The organism is Bilophila wadsworthia ATCC 49260 (assembly GCF_000701705.1).
Taxonomy (GTDB): Bacteria; Desulfobacterota; Desulfovibrionia; order Desulfovibrionales; family Desulfovibrionaceae; genus Bilophila; species Bilophila wadsworthia.
The window spans coordinates 1-19,655 of sequence record NZ_JNJP01000069.1; the positions used below are offsets into that span (position 1 = coordinate 1).

Annotated in this window: 23 protein-coding genes; 12 read left to right on the forward strand and 11 right to left on the reverse strand. The window is 52.6% G+C overall.

Annotated features, from left to right (window positions below):
• Together T370_RS0117005 and T370_RS0117010 are read left to right on the forward strand one after the other, a co-directional pair.
• A partial coding sequence (locus tag T370_RS0117005; protein ID WP_029436427.1) for a phage tail-collar fiber domain-containing protein occupies positions 1-1,915 on the forward strand: 1,915 nt, incomplete at its 5' end.
• Between the two features lies 1 nt (position 1,916).
• Positions 1,917-2,498: a hypothetical protein gene (locus T370_RS0117010; protein ID WP_029436428.1), complete on the forward strand. Its 582-nt coding sequence runs from the start codon at positions 1,917-1,919 to the stop codon at positions 2,496-2,498.
• 347 nt (positions 2,499-2,845) lie between these two features.
• On the opposite strand, the gene T370_RS0117015 is transcribed toward T370_RS0117010, so the two are convergent.
• A complete protein-coding gene (locus tag T370_RS0117015; RefSeq protein ID WP_345917534.1) occupies positions 2,846-4,009 on the reverse strand; it encodes an acyltransferase family protein in 1,164 nt (387 codons plus the stop codon).
• A 565-nt stretch (positions 4,010-4,574) separates the two neighbouring features.
• On the opposite strand from T370_RS0117015, the gene T370_RS0117020 reads away from it, so the two are divergent.
• Together T370_RS0117020 and T370_RS0117025 are read left to right on the forward strand one after the other, a co-directional pair.
• Positions 4,575-6,101 carry a DUF4942 domain-containing protein gene (locus T370_RS0117020; protein ID WP_029436430.1) on the forward strand — a complete coding sequence of 509 codons (1,527 nt, stop codon included), beginning with the start codon at positions 4,575-4,577 and terminating at the stop codon, positions 6,099-6,101.
• 144 nt (positions 6,102-6,245) lie between these two features.
• A complete protein-coding gene (locus tag T370_RS0117025) occupies positions 6,246-6,503 on the forward strand; it encodes a hypothetical protein (RefSeq protein WP_029436431.1) in 258 nt (85 codons plus the stop codon).
• Positions 6,504-6,605: 102 nt separating this feature from the next.
• On the opposite strand, the gene T370_RS0117030 is transcribed toward T370_RS0117025, so the two are convergent.
• Genes T370_RS0117030 through T370_RS0117040 form a run of 3 tightly spaced genes read right to left on the reverse strand, consistent with a single transcriptional unit; the run spans position 6,606 to position 9,429 of the window.
• On the reverse strand, positions 6,606-7,082 hold the full coding sequence (locus T370_RS0117030; RefSeq protein WP_029436432.1) for a hypothetical protein: 477 nt from the start codon (positions 7,080-7,082) through the stop codon (positions 6,606-6,608).
• 18 nt (positions 7,083-7,100) lie between these two features.
• Positions 7,101-8,435 carry a vWA domain-containing protein gene (locus T370_RS0117035; protein ID WP_029436433.1) on the reverse strand — a complete coding sequence of 445 codons (1,335 nt, stop codon included), beginning with the start codon at positions 8,433-8,435 and terminating at the stop codon, positions 7,101-7,103.
• Positions 8,436-8,439: 4 nt separating this feature from the next.
• Complete coding sequence (locus T370_RS0117040; protein WP_016360995.1) at positions 8,440-9,429, reverse strand: AAA family ATPase; 990 nt, start codon at positions 9,427-9,429, stop codon at positions 8,440-8,442.
• Between the two features lie 498 nt (positions 9,430-9,927).
• On the opposite strand from T370_RS0117040, the gene T370_RS0117045 reads away from it, so the two are divergent.
• Positions 9,928-10,845, forward strand: coding sequence for an MBL fold metallo-hydrolase (locus T370_RS0117045; RefSeq protein ID WP_081847583.1), 918 nt, complete (start codon positions 9,928-9,930; stop codon positions 10,843-10,845).
• A gap of 273 nt (positions 10,846-11,118) precedes the next feature.
• On the opposite strand, the gene T370_RS0117050 is transcribed toward T370_RS0117045, so the two are convergent.
• A complete protein-coding gene (locus tag T370_RS0117050; RefSeq protein ID WP_029436435.1) occupies positions 11,119-11,496 on the reverse strand; it encodes a hypothetical protein in 378 nt (125 codons plus the stop codon).
• 13 nt (positions 11,497-11,509) lie between these two features.
• Complete coding sequence (locus T370_RS0117055) at positions 11,510-12,607, reverse strand: type I restriction enzyme HsdR N-terminal domain-containing protein (protein WP_029436436.1); 1,098 nt, start codon at positions 12,605-12,607, stop codon at positions 11,510-11,512.
• A gap of 336 nt (positions 12,608-12,943) precedes the next feature.
• Between T370_RS0117055 and T370_RS0117060 the strand changes: the two genes are divergently transcribed.
• Positions 12,944-13,246 (forward strand): hypothetical protein, encoded by a 303-nt coding sequence (locus T370_RS0117060; RefSeq protein WP_029436437.1) that lies wholly within the window; start codon positions 12,944-12,946, stop codon positions 13,244-13,246.
• A 327-nt stretch (positions 13,247-13,573) separates the two neighbouring features.
• Here the strand turns inward: T370_RS0117060 and T370_RS0117065 are convergent, their stop codons facing one another.
• The 5 genes from T370_RS0117065 to T370_RS25180 all read right to left on the reverse strand — a co-directional run bounded on the left by T370_RS0117065 (position 13,574) and on the right by T370_RS25180 (position 17,399).
• Positions 13,574-14,014 (reverse strand): very short patch repair endonuclease, encoded by a 441-nt coding sequence (locus T370_RS0117065; RefSeq protein ID WP_029436438.1) that lies wholly within the window; start codon positions 14,012-14,014, stop codon positions 13,574-13,576.
• Positions 14,015-14,090: 76 nt separating this feature from the next.
• Positions 14,091-15,170, reverse strand: a complete 1,080-nt coding sequence (locus T370_RS0117070) for a hypothetical protein (protein ID WP_211250532.1) — start codon at positions 15,168-15,170, stop codon at positions 14,091-14,093.
• A complete protein-coding gene (locus T370_RS24535; protein ID WP_081847584.1) occupies positions 15,161-16,279 on the reverse strand; it encodes a DNA cytosine methyltransferase in 1,119 nt (372 codons plus the stop codon). Before T370_RS24535 ends, T370_RS0117070 begins: the two co-directional genes overlap by 10 nt.
• Positions 16,280-16,507: 228 nt before the next feature.
• Positions 16,508-16,894 carry a hypothetical protein gene (locus tag T370_RS0117080; protein WP_156034454.1) on the reverse strand — a complete coding sequence of 129 codons (387 nt, stop codon included), beginning with the start codon at positions 16,892-16,894 and terminating at the stop codon, positions 16,508-16,510.
• A gap of 10 nt (positions 16,895-16,904) precedes the next feature.
• The gene (locus T370_RS25180) at positions 16,905-17,399 is read right to left on the reverse strand and encodes a hypothetical protein (protein WP_156034455.1); all 495 of its coding nucleotides are present in this window, start codon (positions 17,397-17,399) and stop codon (positions 16,905-16,907) included.
• Between the two features lie 532 nt (positions 17,400-17,931).
• Here T370_RS25180 and T370_RS0117090 point away from each other — a divergent pair.
• The 6 genes from T370_RS0117090 to T370_RS0117115 all read left to right on the forward strand — a co-directional run.
• Positions 17,932-18,408: a phage regulatory CII family protein gene (locus T370_RS0117090; protein ID WP_029436443.1), complete on the forward strand. Its 477-nt coding sequence runs from the start codon at positions 17,932-17,934 to the stop codon at positions 18,406-18,408.
• A 64-nt stretch (positions 18,409-18,472) separates the two neighbouring features.
• On the forward strand, positions 18,473-18,643 hold the full coding sequence (locus T370_RS25560; RefSeq protein WP_005026970.1) for a hypothetical protein: 171 nt from the start codon (positions 18,473-18,475) through the stop codon (positions 18,641-18,643).
• A complete protein-coding gene (locus T370_RS0117100) occupies positions 18,640-18,795 on the forward strand; it encodes a hypothetical protein (RefSeq protein WP_029436444.1) in 156 nt (51 codons plus the stop codon). The genes T370_RS25560 and T370_RS0117100 overlap by 4 nt, the downstream gene beginning before the upstream one ends.
• A complete protein-coding gene (locus tag T370_RS0117105) occupies positions 18,792-19,166 on the forward strand; it encodes a hypothetical protein (protein ID WP_029436445.1) in 375 nt (124 codons plus the stop codon). Before T370_RS0117100 ends, T370_RS0117105 begins: the two co-directional genes overlap by 4 nt.
• A complete protein-coding gene (locus T370_RS0117110) occupies positions 19,163-19,423 on the forward strand; it encodes a hypothetical protein (RefSeq protein ID WP_029436446.1) in 261 nt (86 codons plus the stop codon). Before T370_RS0117105 ends, T370_RS0117110 begins: the two co-directional genes overlap by 4 nt.
• The coding region (locus T370_RS0117115) for a helix-turn-helix domain-containing protein (RefSeq protein WP_029436447.1) at positions 19,410-19,655 on the forward strand (246 nt) is incomplete at its 3' end. The genes T370_RS0117110 and T370_RS0117115, both read left to right, overlap by 14 nt.

Here is a 19,655-nt window from a genome sequence, read left to right on the forward strand (position 1 = left end):
CGTGAACGAACGGTTCCGCGCCCAGATCAATGACATCGTGCTTGATCCGGCCACCCCGGATCTGTTCACCGCCGAGCTGTTCATCCCGCAAGCCGAGGGCGGCTGGTACATCCGCGAAGTGGGACTGTGGATGGATGACGGGACGCTGTTCGCCGTGGGCAACACGCCGCTGACCGAGAAGCCGGACATCAGTTCCGGCGCGGCAACGGACCTGCTTGTGCGGCTCATCATCCGCGTCCTCGATGCGGCCACGGTTTCCATCGAGATCGACCCGGCGCAGGTGCTGGCGACGCGGGAGTACGTCGACCGCAAGCTCGACGCGCACAACAAGGACGGCGGAGCGCACGAGACGCTGGCCCGCAAGAGCGTGCAGATCAAGGCCGGGACGGGGCTCACGGGCGGCGGCACGCTCGAAGCCGACCGGACGCTGACCATCAAGTACGGCAACACGGCGGGCACGGCGTGTCAGGGCAATGACGTGCGCCTTGCCGACGCTCGGACGCCAAAGCTGCACAAGGCTACGCACCAGACTGGAGGTTCGGACGCCATCACGCCAGCAGACATCGGGGCTGCGGCCAAGACGATTCAGATCAAGCCGGGCACGGGCCTCACTGGGGGCGGCACTCTCGAAGCGGATCGGACCCTGACGGTCAGCTATGGCACGGCTGCGGGCACAGCGTGCCAAGGGAACGACGCCCGTCTGAGCAATGCCCGGATGCCCACGGCACACAAAGCCACACACAAGACCGGGGGCACGGACGCGCTCACTCCTGCGGATATCGGCGCTGTCCCGACGACCGTTCAGGTTATCGCCGGAACCGGGCTCTCCGGAGGCGGTTCGCTTACGGCGAACCGGACGCTGACGGTCAAGTACGGCACTGGTGCGGGTACGGTATGCCAAGGGAACGACTCTAGGCTGAATAATGCCCGGACGCCCGTTGCACATAAGGCCACGCACGCGGCGGGAGGTGCGGACGCGCTCACGCCCGAAGACATCGGCGCGGCATCAAACACCGTCAAAATCAGGGCCGGGGTGGGGTTGTCCGGGGGAGGCCCGCTCTCCGCTGACGTGACTCTCGCGGTGAAGCTGACCGACAGCGTGAGCTCGACAGATTCGACGACAGCTGCATCGGCAACTGCTGTCAAGACTGCCTATGAAGCCGCACAGTCGAAACTCCCTTTGGCTGGCGGCGTCATGACGGGCAGCATCCAGATCAATGATCCCGCAAATGTGATCGGATCGGCACCCCCTGCCAACACCGAACGCGGCCTGTTTCTTGGCGACAAAAACAGCGTGGTCATGGGCGGATTCGATATCATACAATACGCTTCCGACAACGCGAAGCGGACGCAGATGTTTGCAAAGAATGCTTCCGGTGCGATCGCCTCCATCGCAGCCGTAATGTATGAGGATGGTACGAGAGAGATTTCGACTGATTGCCCGATGCGGCTCAGTGATGTGCAGATAGAGAGAATCTTTGATAACGGCGTGAGGCTGATCAAAATCTCTGGTGCGCGTGGCAACGAGGGGTATTCACTGAGATTCTCCCCCGACAATGGGCAGTTGTATCTCGACGGTAGAGAGATGCATGGGAAAGCCGATACTGCCGGATACGCAGATACGGCAGGAAGTGCGAATGCGCTTGGCGGCAAAGCTGAATCGGCCCTCTCCGTAGCGTATGCAAGCGAGGCTCAGAATGCGTATGGGCTCAAAGGCATGGACATGATCATCGCGCGGACAACGTACACGTTACCGGGGTACGGTACGTGGAAATATAGTTTTACTGTCTTTGATTCTTCGAGATTTTATGATCAAGTTGTCGGCGAAAGTCCAGGTGGTACAACTTTTTCTCCGGTGCAGATGGGGTGGCCTGAGGGTAGTTTTATGGACGGATTAGCATTCAGGAGCGCATAAGATGAAAGATTACGGAAAAATCATCTATCGAACTGAGACTCGCGCATACGTTATCGGTAAGCTCTGCGTGCCGCATCCTGATGATGATAATGTCCCCGATGAAGTACGCCGTCAGTTCTCAGCAATGTGGGCTGATGTCGATGCTTATGCAAAAGCGCATCCGGACATGGTGACGGAAGAGCAGGCATACGTCCCGCCCGTACCGACGCTTGAGGAAATGAAAGCCGCCAAGCTCTCCGAAATCAACGCGGCTGCGGACAGGGCCATAGCCACACTTACGGCGACCTATCCGGACCGGGAGATCAGCACGTTCGACAAGCAGGAATCCGAGGCCCGCGCCTATACCGCCGACGCCACAGCATCAACGCCACTTCTTTCGGCTTTGGCGCAGGCACGGGGCATTCCGTTGCCCGACCTTGTGGGGCGGGTGCTTGCCAAGGCCGACGCCTTTGCCGGGGCTTCCGGTTCCATTATCGGCCAGCGGCAGGCACTGGAAGATCGGCTTGATGCCTGTGCGACGATGGAAGATGTACAGGGCATCGCCGTCGATATCGTAACGCCGGGAGAAGCCGTTCGCCGCTGACCTGTTTCTCAATATGCTTCCGGCGGTTGGCCGAGAAAGACTATTGCTGCATGGTCTTTGCCGGGCGGAGGCTGGAGCCCCGAGATTGTTTGTCTATGGAAGAGCTTAGTATGGCAAGTATCGCGAATAAGCCGATGCGTGCAATGCGTTGTTCTCCCTGCACAGCCCGCTGTGGCGGAAAAGGGGTTGCCAAGGTGAAGCTTTCGGAGCGCGTGGTTCCCGAATCTTTGGACGGACAAGCAGTCTTATCCGTCCAAAGATTCGGGAAAGGTTGTGGGAAACCTATCCCAAATGTTGTCAAAACATCATCTGTGGCGTCAGCCATTGATATTGGGAAGGCATTTGTTTTATGCGTGGCGGTTATCGTCTGCAGGTACATGACCGGCCATTGAGCGGCTCACGAATGGTTTTTCTTGATGCAGTGGTGTTGACGGGTACATCAATGGGCAATATTTTCTTAGTATATTGTTTTGAATTCTGCTGAAATCAATAATTTTTTTTATACGCTCGATGGCGATTGACACAAACAGGGATGCCCCGACGAGCAGTATAAAGATAATGAGAGGATATTTAAACGAGTAAAAGAAGTTGGGGAAATAGTAACCATATACAAGAGTATGGGTAAGGAACATGTTCATGGAATGGATCCCTAAGAAGGTTAATAAATTATACAACAATTTGATTTTTATGATAAATATATAGCAAAAAAATGAAATCGCCATTGCGACTGGAATGTTCGTGATTTCGTCATACGCATATTTCCTTCTAAGCCATAGCGAAAGAGAGAAGATGGTTATGCATAAAACGAACTTTATGGCACTGTCTTTCCGCTTACCCTTGAATAAGGGAATACTCGCCATTTTTTCAAAGCAGTTTGTTTCTGCACAATAGATTCCGCACATAAGTGTCGGTAAATAGACAAGAAAAAGATCGGCATTCGCATCGGAAAGCCCAAATAAAATGCGCGGCGCCAAGATCAGACAACCGACCCAGGCAAGAGCAAATTTTCGCCATCCGGCAAGGCATAAGGGGAGAAAAAAAATGAAACAGGTGGCAAGAGAAACATACCACCATGTCGGATTGAGCGTAGGCGTTTTGAAAAACCATGCCAACCCTATGGCATCAATGGTCATGCGGGAGATGATGTGCCTCAACTGATCCGTGCCGTAAGCGGTTCCGAGAGAGTAGTATTCGGCACCCTGCAAAGAGTAGAAAAATGTCGTCACGACGGATAAGAGATAAATGAACAAAAAGGGAAGTATCAGCTTTATATATCGAAATAGGATACATTGAGAGCTGAATTCAGATGTCCATGAAGATATATTGTATCTGTTTATAAAACGAGAAAATCCAAAACCTGTAAGGAAAACAAAAATGGGGACACAGATTTTGCAATCCAATGCAATGCTGATGAGAGAATCTTGAGAAACCAAAATTGGAGAGACTCCAAAAAATTCGACTGCTTCTTTCATAAAAAAAAGATGATGAAAGAGCATGAGGAGTATGGCGATCCCCTTGCAGGCAAGAGTATCATTGTTTGTAAATGCTCTCTCTCTCTCTCTCTCTCTCTCTCTCTCTCTCTCTCATGGAAAAACCTCGAGTTATTACGTGTCGCTAACAGGTATGCCCAACATTTTTTCCGGCCTTCAAGGCGAAAATTTTTAAGGGCATTTTATCGGAGAAGCTCTATATTGGAATAGCTGCGTTGTCAAAGAAGCACTGTAGCTGAAAATGGTTTCGAAATATTGAGTAGTCATATGAAATCTCAACAAAATGGCAGAGTTTATTATAGAAGCTGTCAAGGGCAGCGAACCGCCCTGCATCTGTGCGACGGCGGATGATAGCCGGGAGAAGCCGCATGAGCTGCGGAGGATGCAGCCCGGACAAGCTGGAGCAGTTGAAGATTGCCCATTCCGTTTGATTCTCCCTGTTCCTGATTTCTCCCCCGGCGATTCCATTCGGATAGCAGTTTTTTTTGTTTAACTGTTTGTAAAGAAAGATTTTTTATGTTGACAATAGAGGTCTGCATGGTATGTTTTCATAAGTTACTAAAATAATTTGTGAAATGAGCAAAACATGTACAACGCCTCTTTTTACCCGACGCCGCCCGAAGTGGCGGAGAAGATGCTTGCCAAGGTGGGCAAGCTCTACGAACGCTCGATCCTCGAACCCTCGGCGGGGAAGGGCGACCTTGCCGATGCCGCCGTGGGAAAGCTGGATCGTTATTACAACCGTTGCCGTGAGGTGGTGCACTGCATCGAGATCGAACCGGAGTTGCAGGCCGCGATCCGGGGCAAGGGCTATCCGCTGGTCGGCACGGACTTCCTTACCTTCTGGCCGGACGAGAAGTATGACCTGATCATCATGAACCCGCCGTTCGCCAGCGGCGAGGCGCACCTCCTCCATGCGTGGGAGATCCTTGACCACGGTGACATCGTGTGCCTGCTCAACGAGCAGACGCTCCTGAACCCCTGCACGGTGCACCGGAAGCTGCTGGCCACGATCATCGAGGAGCACGGCGAGGTGGAACACCTCGGAAGCTGCTTTGCGGAGGATGCGCTCCGAAAGACGCAGGTGCGCGTCTCGATGGTCCATCTGCGCAAGAAGCGGGAGGAGCCGAAGTTCTCGTTTGACGCGGGCTCGGACGAGGAGGGTGCCGCCGTTTTCAGCGACGGTTCCCGGTTCGAGAGTGAAGTGGCGACGAGGGACACCGTGGGGAACCTCGTGGCGCAGTACGGGCGCTGCCGGGAGCTGTTCGTCCGGATCGCGCATCTGGCGCAGGAGCTTGCCCACTACGCCGGGCCGCTCGGCACGGACGGCGGGGAAACGGTCGGGGAAGCGCTCAAGGAGTTGATGCGGCAAAAGCCGACCCGCAGGGCGCAGGAGGATGCGTACAACCGCTTCGTCCGGTCATTGAAAAAGAGCGCATGGCGGGAGGTCCTGCGCCTGACCGATGTGAGGAATCTGGCGTCCCACGGCGTCCAGAAGGAGATCGACAGGATACTGGAGAGCAACGAGCGCATGGCGTTTTCCGAAGAGAACGTCTACGCGCTCGTCGAGTCCATTTTCCTGAATCGTGGTGCCATATTGCAGCAATGCGTGGTCGAGGCCTTCGACATCATGACCCGCTATTACGACGAGAACCGCGTCCACGTCGAGGGCTGGAAGACCAACGATGCGTGGAAGGTCAATCGGCGCGTCGTCCTGCCCCGCGTCGTCAGCGTGACGTTCAGCGGTTCCGGATACCTGAGCTACGGCAACTCCCGGCAGAATTTGAACGACATAGACCGGGCGATGGCCTTTCTTGAGGGCAAAAAGCTGGAATCCGTGCCGTGCACGGCTGTGCGTGCACTGGAGGGGCACTTGAAGGCGTGTGGCGACGATTTTTCAGGCGTCCTGTTCGAGAGCACCTACTTTGAGATGCGCTGCTACAAAAAGGGGACGCTGCATATGTACTTCAAAGATAAAGGACTTTGGGAGCGTTTCAACCTGACCGCCGCGCGCGGCAAGAACTGGCTCCCGGACGATGTGAAGGCACGGGAGCGGGAGGATCGCACCCGGAACAGGCGGGCCGACCAGTACGGCCTCCCGCTTTCCGCCTGACCGAAGGCCCCGCCGAAACGCGGGGCTTTTTTTATGTATTTTATTGAAAAAACAGGCTTTTTCTCTTTACAACCGAGGGTACTATGGTACTAATAATTCATGCGATTTCAACAACTTAAACAATTTAACCCAAAGGAAGACAACATGAACAACGCCACTCTCGAAACCATGACCGCCGAACGTGATTCCCTCCGCGCCGCCTTCATCCGCTACATCGCCCTTGACCAGTTCATTGGCTGCGGGTGCAACCCCGACGACTTCGACGCCCACTTTGAAAACATGCAGGACGCCCTGCGCGGCGGAGCAATGAGCGAAACCGTCAGCAGCCTTTCTTCTTCCATTGAAGACGTCGTGTTCGACGTACTGAACGAGTGCGAAACCTTCCAGACCGAAGCCGAGTAACCGAAACGGCCCCCGCCCACCGGGGGCCAAACTTTAACCCTCAAAAGGAGCCAAGTTCGCCTAATGGAATAAGAACAAGATGCCTTCCGAATGCTACCCGGTTCAGGACGCCTTGGCGTTTCTGGCGAGCATGAGAAAACGTTCCGCGAGAATTCCAGGTGCGATGAAACGGCGAGCGTCAAAGCTGGTTTCAAGAGAGTTGGATTCATCCATTGGCAGGCTGTCGTAGGCCGCTTTCAATTCCGCTTCGAAAGCGTCGCGCAATTTTTTGAATGATTGTTCGACTTCGGGATAGTCGTTTCCTTCGCGCCAAGGAAGGCGCAAGCTCTGTTTCCAGAGGCGTCCTTTGTGGGAAGGGATTTCCAGATCATAAGTTTTGCCGGATGCCGGATTCCCCGCACGTTCGTGCTGCCCCGGATAGCAGAACTCCTGCCACGAGTCGGGCGGTTCAGGGATGGTTGAAACGACGCGGATGAACGGCAGTGCCAACTCCCGTTCGTGTTCCTCAAGCGTTACCGTGTAATGAAGGATAGGGCGGATGTTGCCGCGCCGCTTGGTGATGTTCCATTCAATATGCATGGCGTTGCTCCTGTGTCGCTAGGCGGATGGACGTTCTTTGAGATACCCTGTTTCCCCAAAGGGGGGCGTTGTCCCGTTCGGCTGCTCAGCGAGCCAGAGGACGGGAAAGGCGGGCTCCTCTGGAAACCTGTCGCATTCCAGATCGGTAAACCAGATCATGCAGGTGGGGGCGAGATCGTTTTCCTCGATATAGGCGGTAACCGGCCTGTAGTCCGTTCCGCCGCCTCCTGCCGGGGCCAGCCGCAACGGCAGGTCTTGCCGGGTGAACGTCTGGGCGGATTGGACCCGCGTATCATGAAACAAGACGGTCAGAAGCGTGTCGTAGCTTTCCAGAATACCGGACAGCTCGGTGCAGAACATTTCAAGAAGGGCGTTGTCCACGGAACCGGAGCTGTCCACGGCGAGCACAATATGGGGGATACGGGGCTCCTGCCGCGAAGGGAGGTAGATGCCCTGGTAAAGATAGCGGCGGTTCGGAGTGGTCCATGTGGAGTCGCCGTCCGCACAGTTTTCGAGGAAGCGTTGAAGGATGCCCCGCCAGTCCAGCGTTGGGTGCAACCGCTTTCGGAACAAACGGAGAAGGCCTGCCGGCATGTCGCCCATATGCTTGGCGCGTTGCATGGCCTGGACGAGTTCAATGTCGGCTTCCTGTTCCGCCTGTTTTTGGGCTGTCCCGCTGCCTCCGTCCAATACGGGATGATCACGTACTTCTCCCGTAAAGGCCACGGGCTTCGCACGTTGCCCTTTCCCCTTGTCCAGGCTGCTTTCAGAAGCTCCGTGTCCACCCAACAGTTCGGCCTCGCCGCGTTCGCCTTCGGTGGGATCATTCTGTCCTTTCCCTTGGCCTTTCCCTTCGCCCGGCTGCCCGCTGCCTCCTTCCGTTTGTTCGGTTTCTTCCTGCGCTTCCGGTCGCTTGGCACCTTTATTGGGGGCCTCGTCCTGAAGGCGGGCCAGCTCCGAATACAGTGCCTCAACGGAAAACCCGGCATACGCCGGATCATGCACGGCACCCTGAGGGAGGGAGAATCCCGCATCCAGCAAAAGCTGGTTGACGACAATGTCGCAGGCCTTGTTCCAGAGCGCTGTATCGCGTTCTTCGCGGCGGACGTGATGGGCACAAGCCAGATGCATGACTTCGTGTGCCTGTGCTCCTATGAGCGCGGCCTCGGATAATGCGGCTGCGTAGGACGGATTGAAGCCGAGCGTGCGCCCGTCGGTCCAGAGGTCGCTGCATGTGGGATCAGGTTTCAGCGTCAAGCGCAGGGCGATGGAACCAAAAAACGGATGGTCCAGCACGAGCGCCGCACGGGCGCGGAGCATGGCGAGATGGGCTTGCCGTTCGAGTGCTGTCATAACGTTACATCAATACATGGGCGTTGGCTTGAGCCCAGTCGGCGAAGGCGGATGTGCGGACAATGCGCTCGTCGCGGCATACTGCGTCACGCATGAGCAGGACACCAAATTCGGAAGGTAGGCGTCCGGCGTAGGTCACAAGGGCGTTGACCGTTCCATCGGCGGCTTTTTCTGAGAGGGCTTCGCACACGGCATATAGCGCTGCCGGGTCATCTGGCACGAGAGCGTCAGCCGGATTGGCAAGGATGTCTTCTACTGAGGGGAGCCCGCGCCAGACACGGAGGAATCCCATGAATTCCGCAGCTGCGCCGTCCCCCACCGTTCCACGGAACAGTTCGTATTCCACATCCGGATCAGGGTTGGCATCAAGAATGCCTGATAGAAAAGCCCATGAACGAGGAGAGGCGAACGCCTTGCCGGAGGAGAGCGGATCAAAGTCATGGAGCAATTTGGGGCGGAATCGCAGAAAAGCGATTACTTCCCGTCTGATGCCCGCTTGCTGTGCCCACAGGATCCAGTCATCAGGCGAGACGTCAAATTCAAGGTGCACCATGCGGTTCGCCAGTGCGGAAGGCATCCGGTGGGTAACGGCCTTGTCCTTTTCGCGGTTGCCCGCCGCTATGATACTCCAGCCGTCGGGCAGACGGTATTCCCCGATTCGCCTGTCCAGTACAAGCTGGTAACAGGCGGCCTGAACCAATGGCGGCGCAGCGTTCAGTTCATCAAGGAAGATGATGCCCTGTTCCGAATCGTCCGGCCCCGGAAGAAAAGCGGGCGGACACCACTCCGCGCGTCCGTTTTCAAGACGGGGAAGCCCTCGGAGATCGACGGGATCGAGCAGAACCGCACGGATATCACGCAGGGCCATGCCGCGATCCGCAGCGACTTTGGCCACAACCTGGCTTTTGCCCACGCCCGGTGCGCCCCAGAGAAATACCGGTTGGTGAGCGGAAAGAAGCGTATGGAGCGCTGAAAAAATCTGAGAAGGAGTCATGAAGCCGTCCATGAAAAAGGGTCATATTCAGGAACGGACTATAGCTATATGAAAATGAAAGTCAATATCTAAAGTTTTTTCAAAACGTCTCAAGCAGAGGTTGACGGGTGCTTGGCCATGGCTCGGGACGCCCTCTATCACCGCCGGAGAGTCCGTGATCTTCCGTTCTTTGCCAAGGCTGCACAGGCGTATGAGCACATGAACATACCTTCTGTATACTTCCATCATATATCTTATAAAAGGATGTCCAGCATGGTTTTTGATTATAAAAGAGTTTGTTAATCTTCCTATTTTATTGCTCTACTACATCTTGCCTGGGCATACGTGTTTTGAAGTGCTCTCCATTGACAGGAAGTAGTATACTTGTTAGTTTTATGTCGAATGTCGACATTATAGAAGACTCTATTCCTCTTACCTCTGAATTATGGTGCCTCTTGGTTCCATGAACAGTTCGAGTCTGGTTCCGCATAGTGCACAAAAGACAAAGGAGAACAATCTATGATATTCGCACACCTGCTGAGGATCTCATGTTTTGGATTTGTCGCGATGACACTTTGCCTTACAGGGATAACCCATGCTTCGAACGTCACTCAAACCAACAATAATGGAATCATTGCGTTGCAGAATGCTTCTGGCGATCCAATGAGGGCGGGGAAAGTCAAACTCGAATACTACGGGCATATGGCTTTTCGGATCATCACTCCAAACGGCCTTTCTATGCTCATAGATCCTTGGAAGAATGATCCCTCAGGGACATGGGGCATCTGGTTCCCCAAGGAATTTCCCCTCACAAAGGCGGATATAGCTGCATCCACGCATGGCCATTATGATCATAACGCGCTGAATCGAGTCGTGTCACACATGGTTATTGACCGTATGGCCGGGCAATGGACGCTGTCCGATCTCCGTGTCACCGGTATTGCCGACAAACATCAGTACGAGGCCCCGGGACTGGTCCGCTGGACTGAGCTCTTCGCGGAGCGTGGGATAACTCATGTTCCCCCGAACAATCCCCCCATCCTTGACAACACGATTTTTATCATAGAAACCGGTGGGCTGCGAATCGTACATTGGGGGGATAACCGACCGGATGCTCCTGAAGCCGTCTATAAGGCCATCGGACGACCCGATATTCTGATCCTCCCAATTGATGACTCCGTTCATGTCCTCAATGGCCAACAAATCAGGACTATTCTTGATAAACTACAGCCTCATGTGGTGATCCCAACCCATTACCTGATCAAGAATGTAAGCTCAGTGGCCTCAACACTTCATACAGCGGACAAATGGGTCGCAACTCAGCCCTCTGTGAAAAATGTAGCTTCATCCATCGTGGTTACCCCTGAGCAAATCAAGAAATTCAATGGGCATGTGCTGTATTTCGGACAAAATGTCATGGGAGACCCACAGCAATAATCTCATGAGACTTTCAGTTTAACCGATAAATCTTCTTAAAGTCGATATTCGTATGTGTATGTATGCGGTCAGTCCTTCGATATGGAGGGCTGACCGCCTTTTTCTGCTTTGAAGCAACTATTTCTTGTACAAAACATATGAACCTATATAAGTCGGGAAGCTAGATAATTCCGTTGTGGATGTCGGTAAGGACGTTTTTCTGGTTGGGGACGGCGGTGCGGAAAAATATGACGGCTCCGGTTTCGCGAATTTGCTTGATTTGTTGTCGCTATTTTACTCTTCCAACACAACCTTGATGCGCTGGCGCAGTTCAGCTGCTTTGCGGGCATTGCCTCGGGCGTAGGTCCGGCCCATCTGCCACAGTTCGCCGATGGCATCTTTGAGCCGGGTCGGGACCTCCTTACGCCGCATGGCCTGCCGCTGGAGCGTTTTGATCCTGTCGCGCCACTCGTTACCCGGATTCTCGCTGCCACACCCATAGACGCACCGCCGGAATATCTCCGAGTCCTTGAAGCCGTCGAAGTCGTCCAGAAGGTCGCTGATGGCCTCCCGGACGGCTTCTGTGGCGTCTGATGCGCTCTGTGCCCGCGCCGCCGGAGAGGAGAAGGCGACGCAGGCAACGAGGCACAGTGTGGCTAGGTTCCGTTTCATTTGGATATGGCGCTTACTGTTCTCCAAGGTAATAGCCCACGGTCGTTCTGAGGAGATCAGCATACTGGTAGATGTCGTCGAGTTTTTCGATCTTGTGTTTGGTTTCATTCTTATCCGCGTCGAAGGTGCCTATGTATTTGACCGACACGGAGTTGAAATGCATACGGCAGAGCGGCTTCCTGTTGTTCTCGTCAAGGAGGATGCCGCAATACGTCTGCCGATCGCGCATGACTACGCGGGCCGGGTCGACGACGCTGCACAGGATGGCCTTGATAATAAGGTAGCCTTCAATCTCCTCCTGCGTCGTCACGATGCCGGATTCGTTCTCCACGGCTTCTTCTACCTGTCCCTTTGCAGGCTCGGCGGGTTCGTCCAGTACACTGGCATACGTATTCGGGCGGGCTATGCCCTGAATGCGGGACAGCAGGATGTCATTGATGTAGTGGTCGAACGCGAGGGAGATTTTGGGACGGAAGTCATCAAGGACGCTGGCCCTGAGCTGCCCGTCATAGATTTGGGCGACAAAGTGTTTCACAAAGGTATCTGAGGGAGACGCCAGCTCTTGGGCGATGAGTTGCTTGATCTGCCGGAGATGTTTTAGGTCCTGTGCGGCGGACAGAGCGACATCAACGTCGAAGGAGTCGTTGGCGAGTTTCTTCAATTCGGGGATGAGGGCCTCTTCCAGCTTATCGAAGTTGAATATCATGAATGGTTTGTCATCCATGATGTTCGGCTTGTCGAGGTCGGAGAAGAACTGGTATTGCACACCGTCCGTCAGGATGGCGAGGCGTGCGGTAGGCGTGTTGTGGAAGTAGCGGTGGAGCTGGTCGGCCTTGCCGGAATCAAGGCAGGTCCCGGCGCATTTGGCTTCGATGAGGATGATGACCTCTCCGTCGCGCTTGATAGCGTAATCCACCTTTTCACCCTTTTTAGTACCTACGTCGGCCGTGTACTCGGGGACGACGATGCGCGGGTCAAAGGTGTCATAGCCGAGCGCTTGAAGGAACGGCAAGATAAGCGCGTTTTTCGTCGCTTCTTCCGTTACGGATGCGTGTTCCCTCAGTTCTTGGATACGTGTCGCCAGTGCCTTGACCCGATCTGAAAATTCCATGTTTCCCCCATGATGGTTTCGGAAGAGCAGCTTGTCCTCATATTGTTCGCTGCAACTACTCCCTTCTTGGAAAGCAGCAGTGTTCCGGCATCCGTCCTGGCTGCTTTAGCGCAAGTCCGGTCATTTCCTCTACTGGATTTTCAGTTCTGGCTTATCAAAACATCGTTATAGACACAACCATGAAGGGGAAAATTTGGAAAAGGTGTTTTGGGCCACTCTCTTTTTGACAAGAATACATTTTTTATCTAAAATTGTTAATTATGATGAATGAATAAAGCTAGAGGTAAAAAAGTTATGACTGAGGTAGGATACCCCCAAAGTGTAAGGGGGTTCATTATGGATGAAAAAATGAGGCCTATCTTGGAACGGGTCACGGCTGAACATCTTTTTGTAGATGCCAGAAAGAAAGCCGGGATGACCTTCGACAAGTTGGCTAGTGTTGCCTATCCCAGTCAAAAAATTGAATCATCCCGAATGAAAGTGCACCGTTTTTTGAAACCGCAAGTAAACGGATTGCCTAAGAATATGTATTTATACGACTTCATCTTATTTTGCGAGGCGTTGAACGTCGACCCTGTTCGGACCTTGGCCGAGATTCTCAATAAGGTAGAACACGAGGTACAAACCGAAGAAAAATAAATCTCCACTCGCTATAAACATTAAAATAAGCTACTTCGGTAGCTTTTTTTGCGCCCTCATTCTAGCTATATTAGATAATTTTGTTGACTTAAACTAGCTAATAACGTTAATTCGATTTCAACGGCAGAATACAGAGGGATTCCCGTTCGGTTCATTGACAATCAGCCCCGGTGAAACCCTAGAGCCTAGGCGGGCACGGCGCTTAGGTGCGGGCGGAGGGCTCGGTCGGCTTTGACGTCGGCTGTGAAAAGGTGTCAAAGGATAGGAGGGACTATCCAAAGAGGGGAGGCGAAAGCCTCCCCCTCTTTATGTTATACCTTCCCTATCCTAATAAGGAAAACCCGCTTGCCCCGTTTCTATTTGGAAGATAAAATCCTCAATGGCTTCTACGCATTGGGCAGTATTATTGAGGATTTCCTGCCCCCAAAAACGGAAGACAGTCCATCCTAGGTTGAGCAGCTCTTTATCTACAGCCTTATCCCTTTCCATGTTCCGTTCTATTTTTTTTATCCAATACTCTTTATTTACACCGAGCCGAAGTTTTTTCCTTCCCCAATCATGGCCGTGGAAAAATTCGCTATCACAAAAGACGGCAATTCTGTATTTAGGCAAGACAATGTCGGGTGTCCCGGGTAACGACTTATCGTTTTTCCGGTAACGGTAGCCTTTATGCCAGAGCGCTTTCCGCAAGATAATCTCGATTTTTGTGTCTTTGCCTTTGATATGGGACATCGTCTTGCTACGTTGGCTGGGAGACATTTGATCCATACAGCTACCTGTCCTTCCGTGGTTCCCCCTTTGGGATAGACCTAGGGGGAGGCCCAGAAAGGGCCACAATGCACTTTTATTGAGGGCGGCAGGGTTCCATGAAGCAATCCAAAAGTTTTTCGTTGACACATTCCCCGGACAGCCCGCGCCTATGGCAAAGGCTATGAAGCTCTTCGACTGCAGAATAGGGGAAGAATTGTGTATTTAGAGAAAAAAACTGCTCGTGGTTCGCTTTCTCAAAAACAGAATTGCGATCTTCATCAGGAGCAACGATAACCCAACGGATACCAGCCAGTGCTGGTCCAAAATCCTGTAGTTTTTTCATCCTAGTCAGCCCCGATGTAACCCCTGTCGTGTGTTCGACCTCCATCACTGCAGGCATAAGCTTCCCGTTTTTGAACCAGATACAATCAATCAGCGAGGCTGTGTGTATCGCATCTTCATATGCCGCTAAGACGCGTTCGTCCGATAGCCTTGATATGACACCTTCCATTTCTCCAATGGGTGTTTGACCGTATTTAAAACCTTTGTCGTTTTGTGCAATCCAAGTACGGAAACCAAGGCGGTTCCCAATTTGAAGAAGGGCTATCTGGATTTGCAAGTGCCTCCTTTTTACATCAATGGGCAAAGGATCTGGTACAGGTACCCCATCTTCAAAGCCTATAAGCGCATCATATGCTACAAACTGTTGAGGAAGCTCGGAAATTGCCCGTAGGTTGCCAAGGGGGCTTTCCTGTAGCTGTCCATTTGCATGGGGGGAGCTTGGCAACCATAAGAGGTGCTTATGTCCTTCTTTTATAGCCTGTGAATTCCGTATGATTTCAATCCGCCCTGGTTTGCACCAAAAGAAATCAGGGGTATGGGCTAATAAAGTTTCAAAAGCAGAGCGGGTATTATAACTAGCACCAAGGATACGGTCGAAGTTTAATGGTACATTTTCAACAATTGCGTTTGCAATTCTCCAGATCATCTCAGTAGAAATGCTAGCTTTTGAGATCCCATCTGCTGTTTTCCTTTCGATAAAAATAGGCCCTTCAGGCTTCACTATCCTAAGTATTTTTATCTGTGTACGAGTACTTGAATTGATATAATTATACCATTCTTTTTTGGAAAGCCTATCAATTGCAGAAACAATATTGCTTGCTGTTATTTGCATGGATTATTCTCCCGCAAGAAAACCATTATTGACTTAGCAATTCCTTTTGCCGCGAGGAAGGGGACTCCATTCCCGACAGTTTTAAACATATTTGTCAAAGTCATGGAGCTTGGCAATTCAAAGGCCTTTGGCAAAGACTGTATCGCAAGGGCTTCAGAAACAGATATCCTTCTGGGCAAGTAGGGATGGATATGGACTTCATTATTGCCGTATGCCGCAGTAGGGGAATATCTCCATCGGTGAAGCCTCTTGTATGATTTTTTTGAATCGTCGCCTTCCAGTAGCGTCATGAATTTTTTTAAGCCAGCTTTGGGCCGGAAATGGTGTGACGCATTTGGATGCCTTCCGACATCATTTTTATCAAACCAGTACTGTACCGTCAGTTCAAGGGGGACCGCAGTAGGTGGAGAATCAGAACCCTCTTCTCCGCTTTTGGGCCAAGGGAAATCAAAAGCGCTCCGATTTGGATAGACAGTGGCTGTCATCCAATCAAAATATTCAATCTTCTTCTTAAGTTGCCCATTCCGGACGCCAAAAAGGATAATGCGTTCCCTGTCTTGTGGGGCGCCATATTCGATTGCGTTGATGAGTCGTTCTGTGCAGGAATATCCGCTCCTGTGGAGTTGCTCCTTTATGTTATTAAAAAATTCCCTATGTTTTGCTGTCCTGTATAGCCCTTTGACATTTTCAAAAACAAAAAAGTCAGGCAGGTGTCGGCATATGACGTCGATATATGATTGTGAAAGTTTGCCGTTTTCTCCTTTTATACCACGGTTTTTCCCGCCAACAGAGAAGTCAGGGCATGGCGGGCCACCAATAAACCCTATTAGTTTTTTATCTTTCCTTGATCCCTCGACAGCTATCGCGAGGGATTTTTCCTCATGGTTGAGAAAGTCTTCTATACTACAGTTGTAGTAGCCGTATTTAGGCTGGCCTATCCCCATATTTTGTCTAGAAAATTTGTATGCATCTAAAAATGGAGTAAATAATTCATTGACAAATACTATTTCGTAACCTTCTGACTCAAATCCGAGATCTAGAAAACCAGACCCAGAAAAAAATGAAAATATATGTGGATGCAATCCGTCAGAGTATTTTTCGAAAGACATGTAATAAGCCCTATTGTGATCAAGTGGATATGGAGGTTACCAAGAGGATTAAAACAGATTTGCCAATGCTAATTGTATATAATTAGTGTAAGAGAGTTAAAAACTTATACATTATACCCATAAATTGTTCATAGCTATTACGCCCGGAGGAGTCCTTGCTTACTATATGAAATCATCAAAGGCGATTGGACGAAGTCCTTCGGCTTCACTGTAGATTTGGCGGGCTCTTCACTCTTCCAACACAGCCTCGATGCGCTGGCGCAGTTCGGCTGCTTTGCGGGCATTGCCTCGGGCGTAGGTTCGGCCCATCTGCCACAGTTCGCCTATGGCGTCCTTGAGGCGGGTTGGGACGTCCTCCCGTGGCATGGCCTGACGCTGGAGTGTCTTGATCCTGCCGCGCCATTCCTTGCCCGGATTCTCGCTGCCGCACCCATAGACACACTGCCGGAATATCTCCGAGTCCTTGAAGTCGTCGAAGTCGTCCAGAAGGTCGCTTATAGCCTCCCGGACGGCTTCTGTGGCGTCTGATGCGCACTGTGCCTGTATGGGTGATAGCGCAAGGAACGCGATGGTGAGGCAGAGCGCGGGAAAGCGCATTCGATGGCTGCCGTTCATTGATACGGCCCTACACACCACATTCGGTAGCACCACTCGCAGGCCTGTCCGAGGTGGCATGTTGAGGATTGTCCAATCGATTGTCCTGAAGCTCAGGCGTACATTTCAGACGTTCTTCCAATTCTCGTTTTTCTTCATTCAGCCGCCGGATTTCTTTGAGGGCTCCGCGAAGTTCCACGTTTAGCTCGGCGTTTTCGCGCTCTAGTTCCTGTACGCGGGTATCCTCAGCTGGAACGGGGTCTGGTGCGGATGGTGCCAAGCAGGGTGGTTCTTCGCTGGTGGTTCTGTCTTTAAACATGGAACCTTCGCCAAAATAAAGCCAGTCACGCGATAGAGAAGGAAAAAGTTCAAGGATACTAGGCAAAATGGGCCATAAATTATCCTGCCGTTTTTCATTCAGGTAACCGGAAAAAGTGGCTTGTTTAAAACCGAGTTTTTCGGCGAGAGCCTTATCGGAACTTGTGAAATGCTTGGAAATTTCTTTTATGCGTTTGAAAAGCTCCATAATGTCTGCCTATAAATTGAGATTTTCATTGACATTAATCGAAAATCTCAATACATTTGATTTCAACAAAGAAACTAAGTTGTAAAGCCAACAAACAAACCTAACTACGAAACTCAATAGCAAAACCTAATCAAAGGAGCAACGAAAATGACGCAGCCGAGAATTGAACGTCTGCGCGACTGGATGACGGAGCGCAACATTACATACCGGGCAATAGGTGAACGGATTGGGGTTTCGACGCAGGGAGCGAGGCTGCTCTTAGTACGTGAGACGATTCCTGTAGAGCGGTACAAGGCTCTGCGTGTTCTGGGATTCCCCGAAGACCTACTTCCACAGCCCTGTGACATCCCAACAGGCCCCCGTCCGAGAATCCCACGTTTTCCCTGTCTCGTGACTAATAACTAGCTAATTACATTGTTCTGAGTGGTTCAGAACGCCACCGATGGGAAACCTGGTGGGCGCACCCATCGGTGGCAGTCAAGTTTAGCCCGGTATCCCACCGGAATCACGCAAACGGAAAGGAGAGTTTGGCATGAAAGAAGGCACTCCGAATATCGGGGCAGTCTGCCAGCGGCTTGCCAAGCACGCCCCGTCGGGGCTCTCGGCGGAACAGATCGCCTATCGGCTCGGGCGTTCCTACAACACGCTGATGTCCGAGCTTTCGCCCCTGCGGGACACGCACAAGTTCGACGTGAATCTGTTGATACCGCTCATGCGGCTGGCGGGCTCCACGGAGCCGCTGCACGAGATGGCCCGCTCCCTCGGCGGGGTGTACGTCGACTTCCTCCCGGTGTCGGACGCCGCGCATCCGGTGCATGGCCAGTGCATGGCCTCGGTGAAGTCGTTCGGGGACATGATGGTCGGCACGGCGAAGGCGCTGGAGGACAACATCATCACCAGCGAGGAAAGAAGGGAACTCGCCCGGCTCGGCTACAGGGCCGTGGGCGACATTTTGGCCCTGCTGTTCCAGATCGACGAGGCGGAGGCCCGGGATCGGGGCAGGGCGTAAAAGAACGCCCCCGGAGTTGCTACGAACAACGCCGAGGGCACAACATCCAGTGAGGGCTACTCAAATGGACAGAAATGAAATCTACACGGGCAAGGCAAGGCTTGTCAATCGCGGCAACGGCATCGTCCTGCGCTGCGCGACGAAGGGTGAGCTTGCGGAGCTTCTGGCGCTGCTCAGGGCGCTTTTCCCGCATGGGGGACGCATGAAGGATCTCATGGGGAGGGCTGCGGCATGAGGTACGTTATCGGAGACAGCGCCCGCCTCGTGACTCCCTATCGCGGTTACTCGTGGGTGACGATCATCGGCTACGAAGGCGACGGGTATTGCGTGGAACTTACTTCCGGCCTCGAACTCGTCGTCCGGGAAGACGAACTGGAGGACGTATGAGCCTGAAAATCCGTGAATGCGCCATCCCGAAGTACAAAAAGGACTGGCCCGGCAAGACCCTTTTGATGAAGGAAGCCTGTCCGACGACACGTATGTCTCCCTATGAATATGGCGAAAGGCTCCCCTCGCTGATTGAGGCCGGGGTATTGGTGAAGCTTGAACGTTTCCTCTCCAAGTCGGAGGCCACCCTGAGCGGACACTCTGATCTGTATCAGTGGGCTGAGAAGGAAGGCCAGCGCGTCATCAAGATCGGATGGCGCTGTCCGAGATGCGCCGTCTGCCATGAGGACTACATCCCCGAATCGTTCATCCGCCAGAAAAAGGCCATTTTCGTTGAAGTCACCGGAACCGGAGAGGAGCAGGAAGCATGAGTGTCGTTGATCAACAGGTTAAAAACGGTCTTTTCGCTGCGAAGCTGGCATTATCCAATACTCGGTATAACAAGGGATTTGGAGCCGTCTTGTTCGGTTTTGACGATAGCGACAATGCATGTCTTTACGCTTTCGGCGATGGGGATCTCCATCCTGAGGCAACGGGAAAGGTGCTCATTCAGGGAGCGATGGATCTTGTCGAAAAAATTGAGAAACAAGACAAGGTGAAGCAGGGAGGCCACGATGGAGCGGCATGAGTTCGACGCGGCCTATGCCCGCATCTGCAAGGTCTGCGGCATGAAGACGCAGACGGAGCTTTCCGCGTATCTCGGCATCCGCCAGAGTTCCATCTCCGACGCCAAGCGGCGCATGATGATTCCTGCCGCGTGGCTGTTGACCCTTTTGACCCGCGAAGGCGTGAACCCTGCGTGGATTCTGACGGGCGGAGGTTCCAAATTCTTGGTTCCGGCCTCGTTGCCTCCGAGCGCG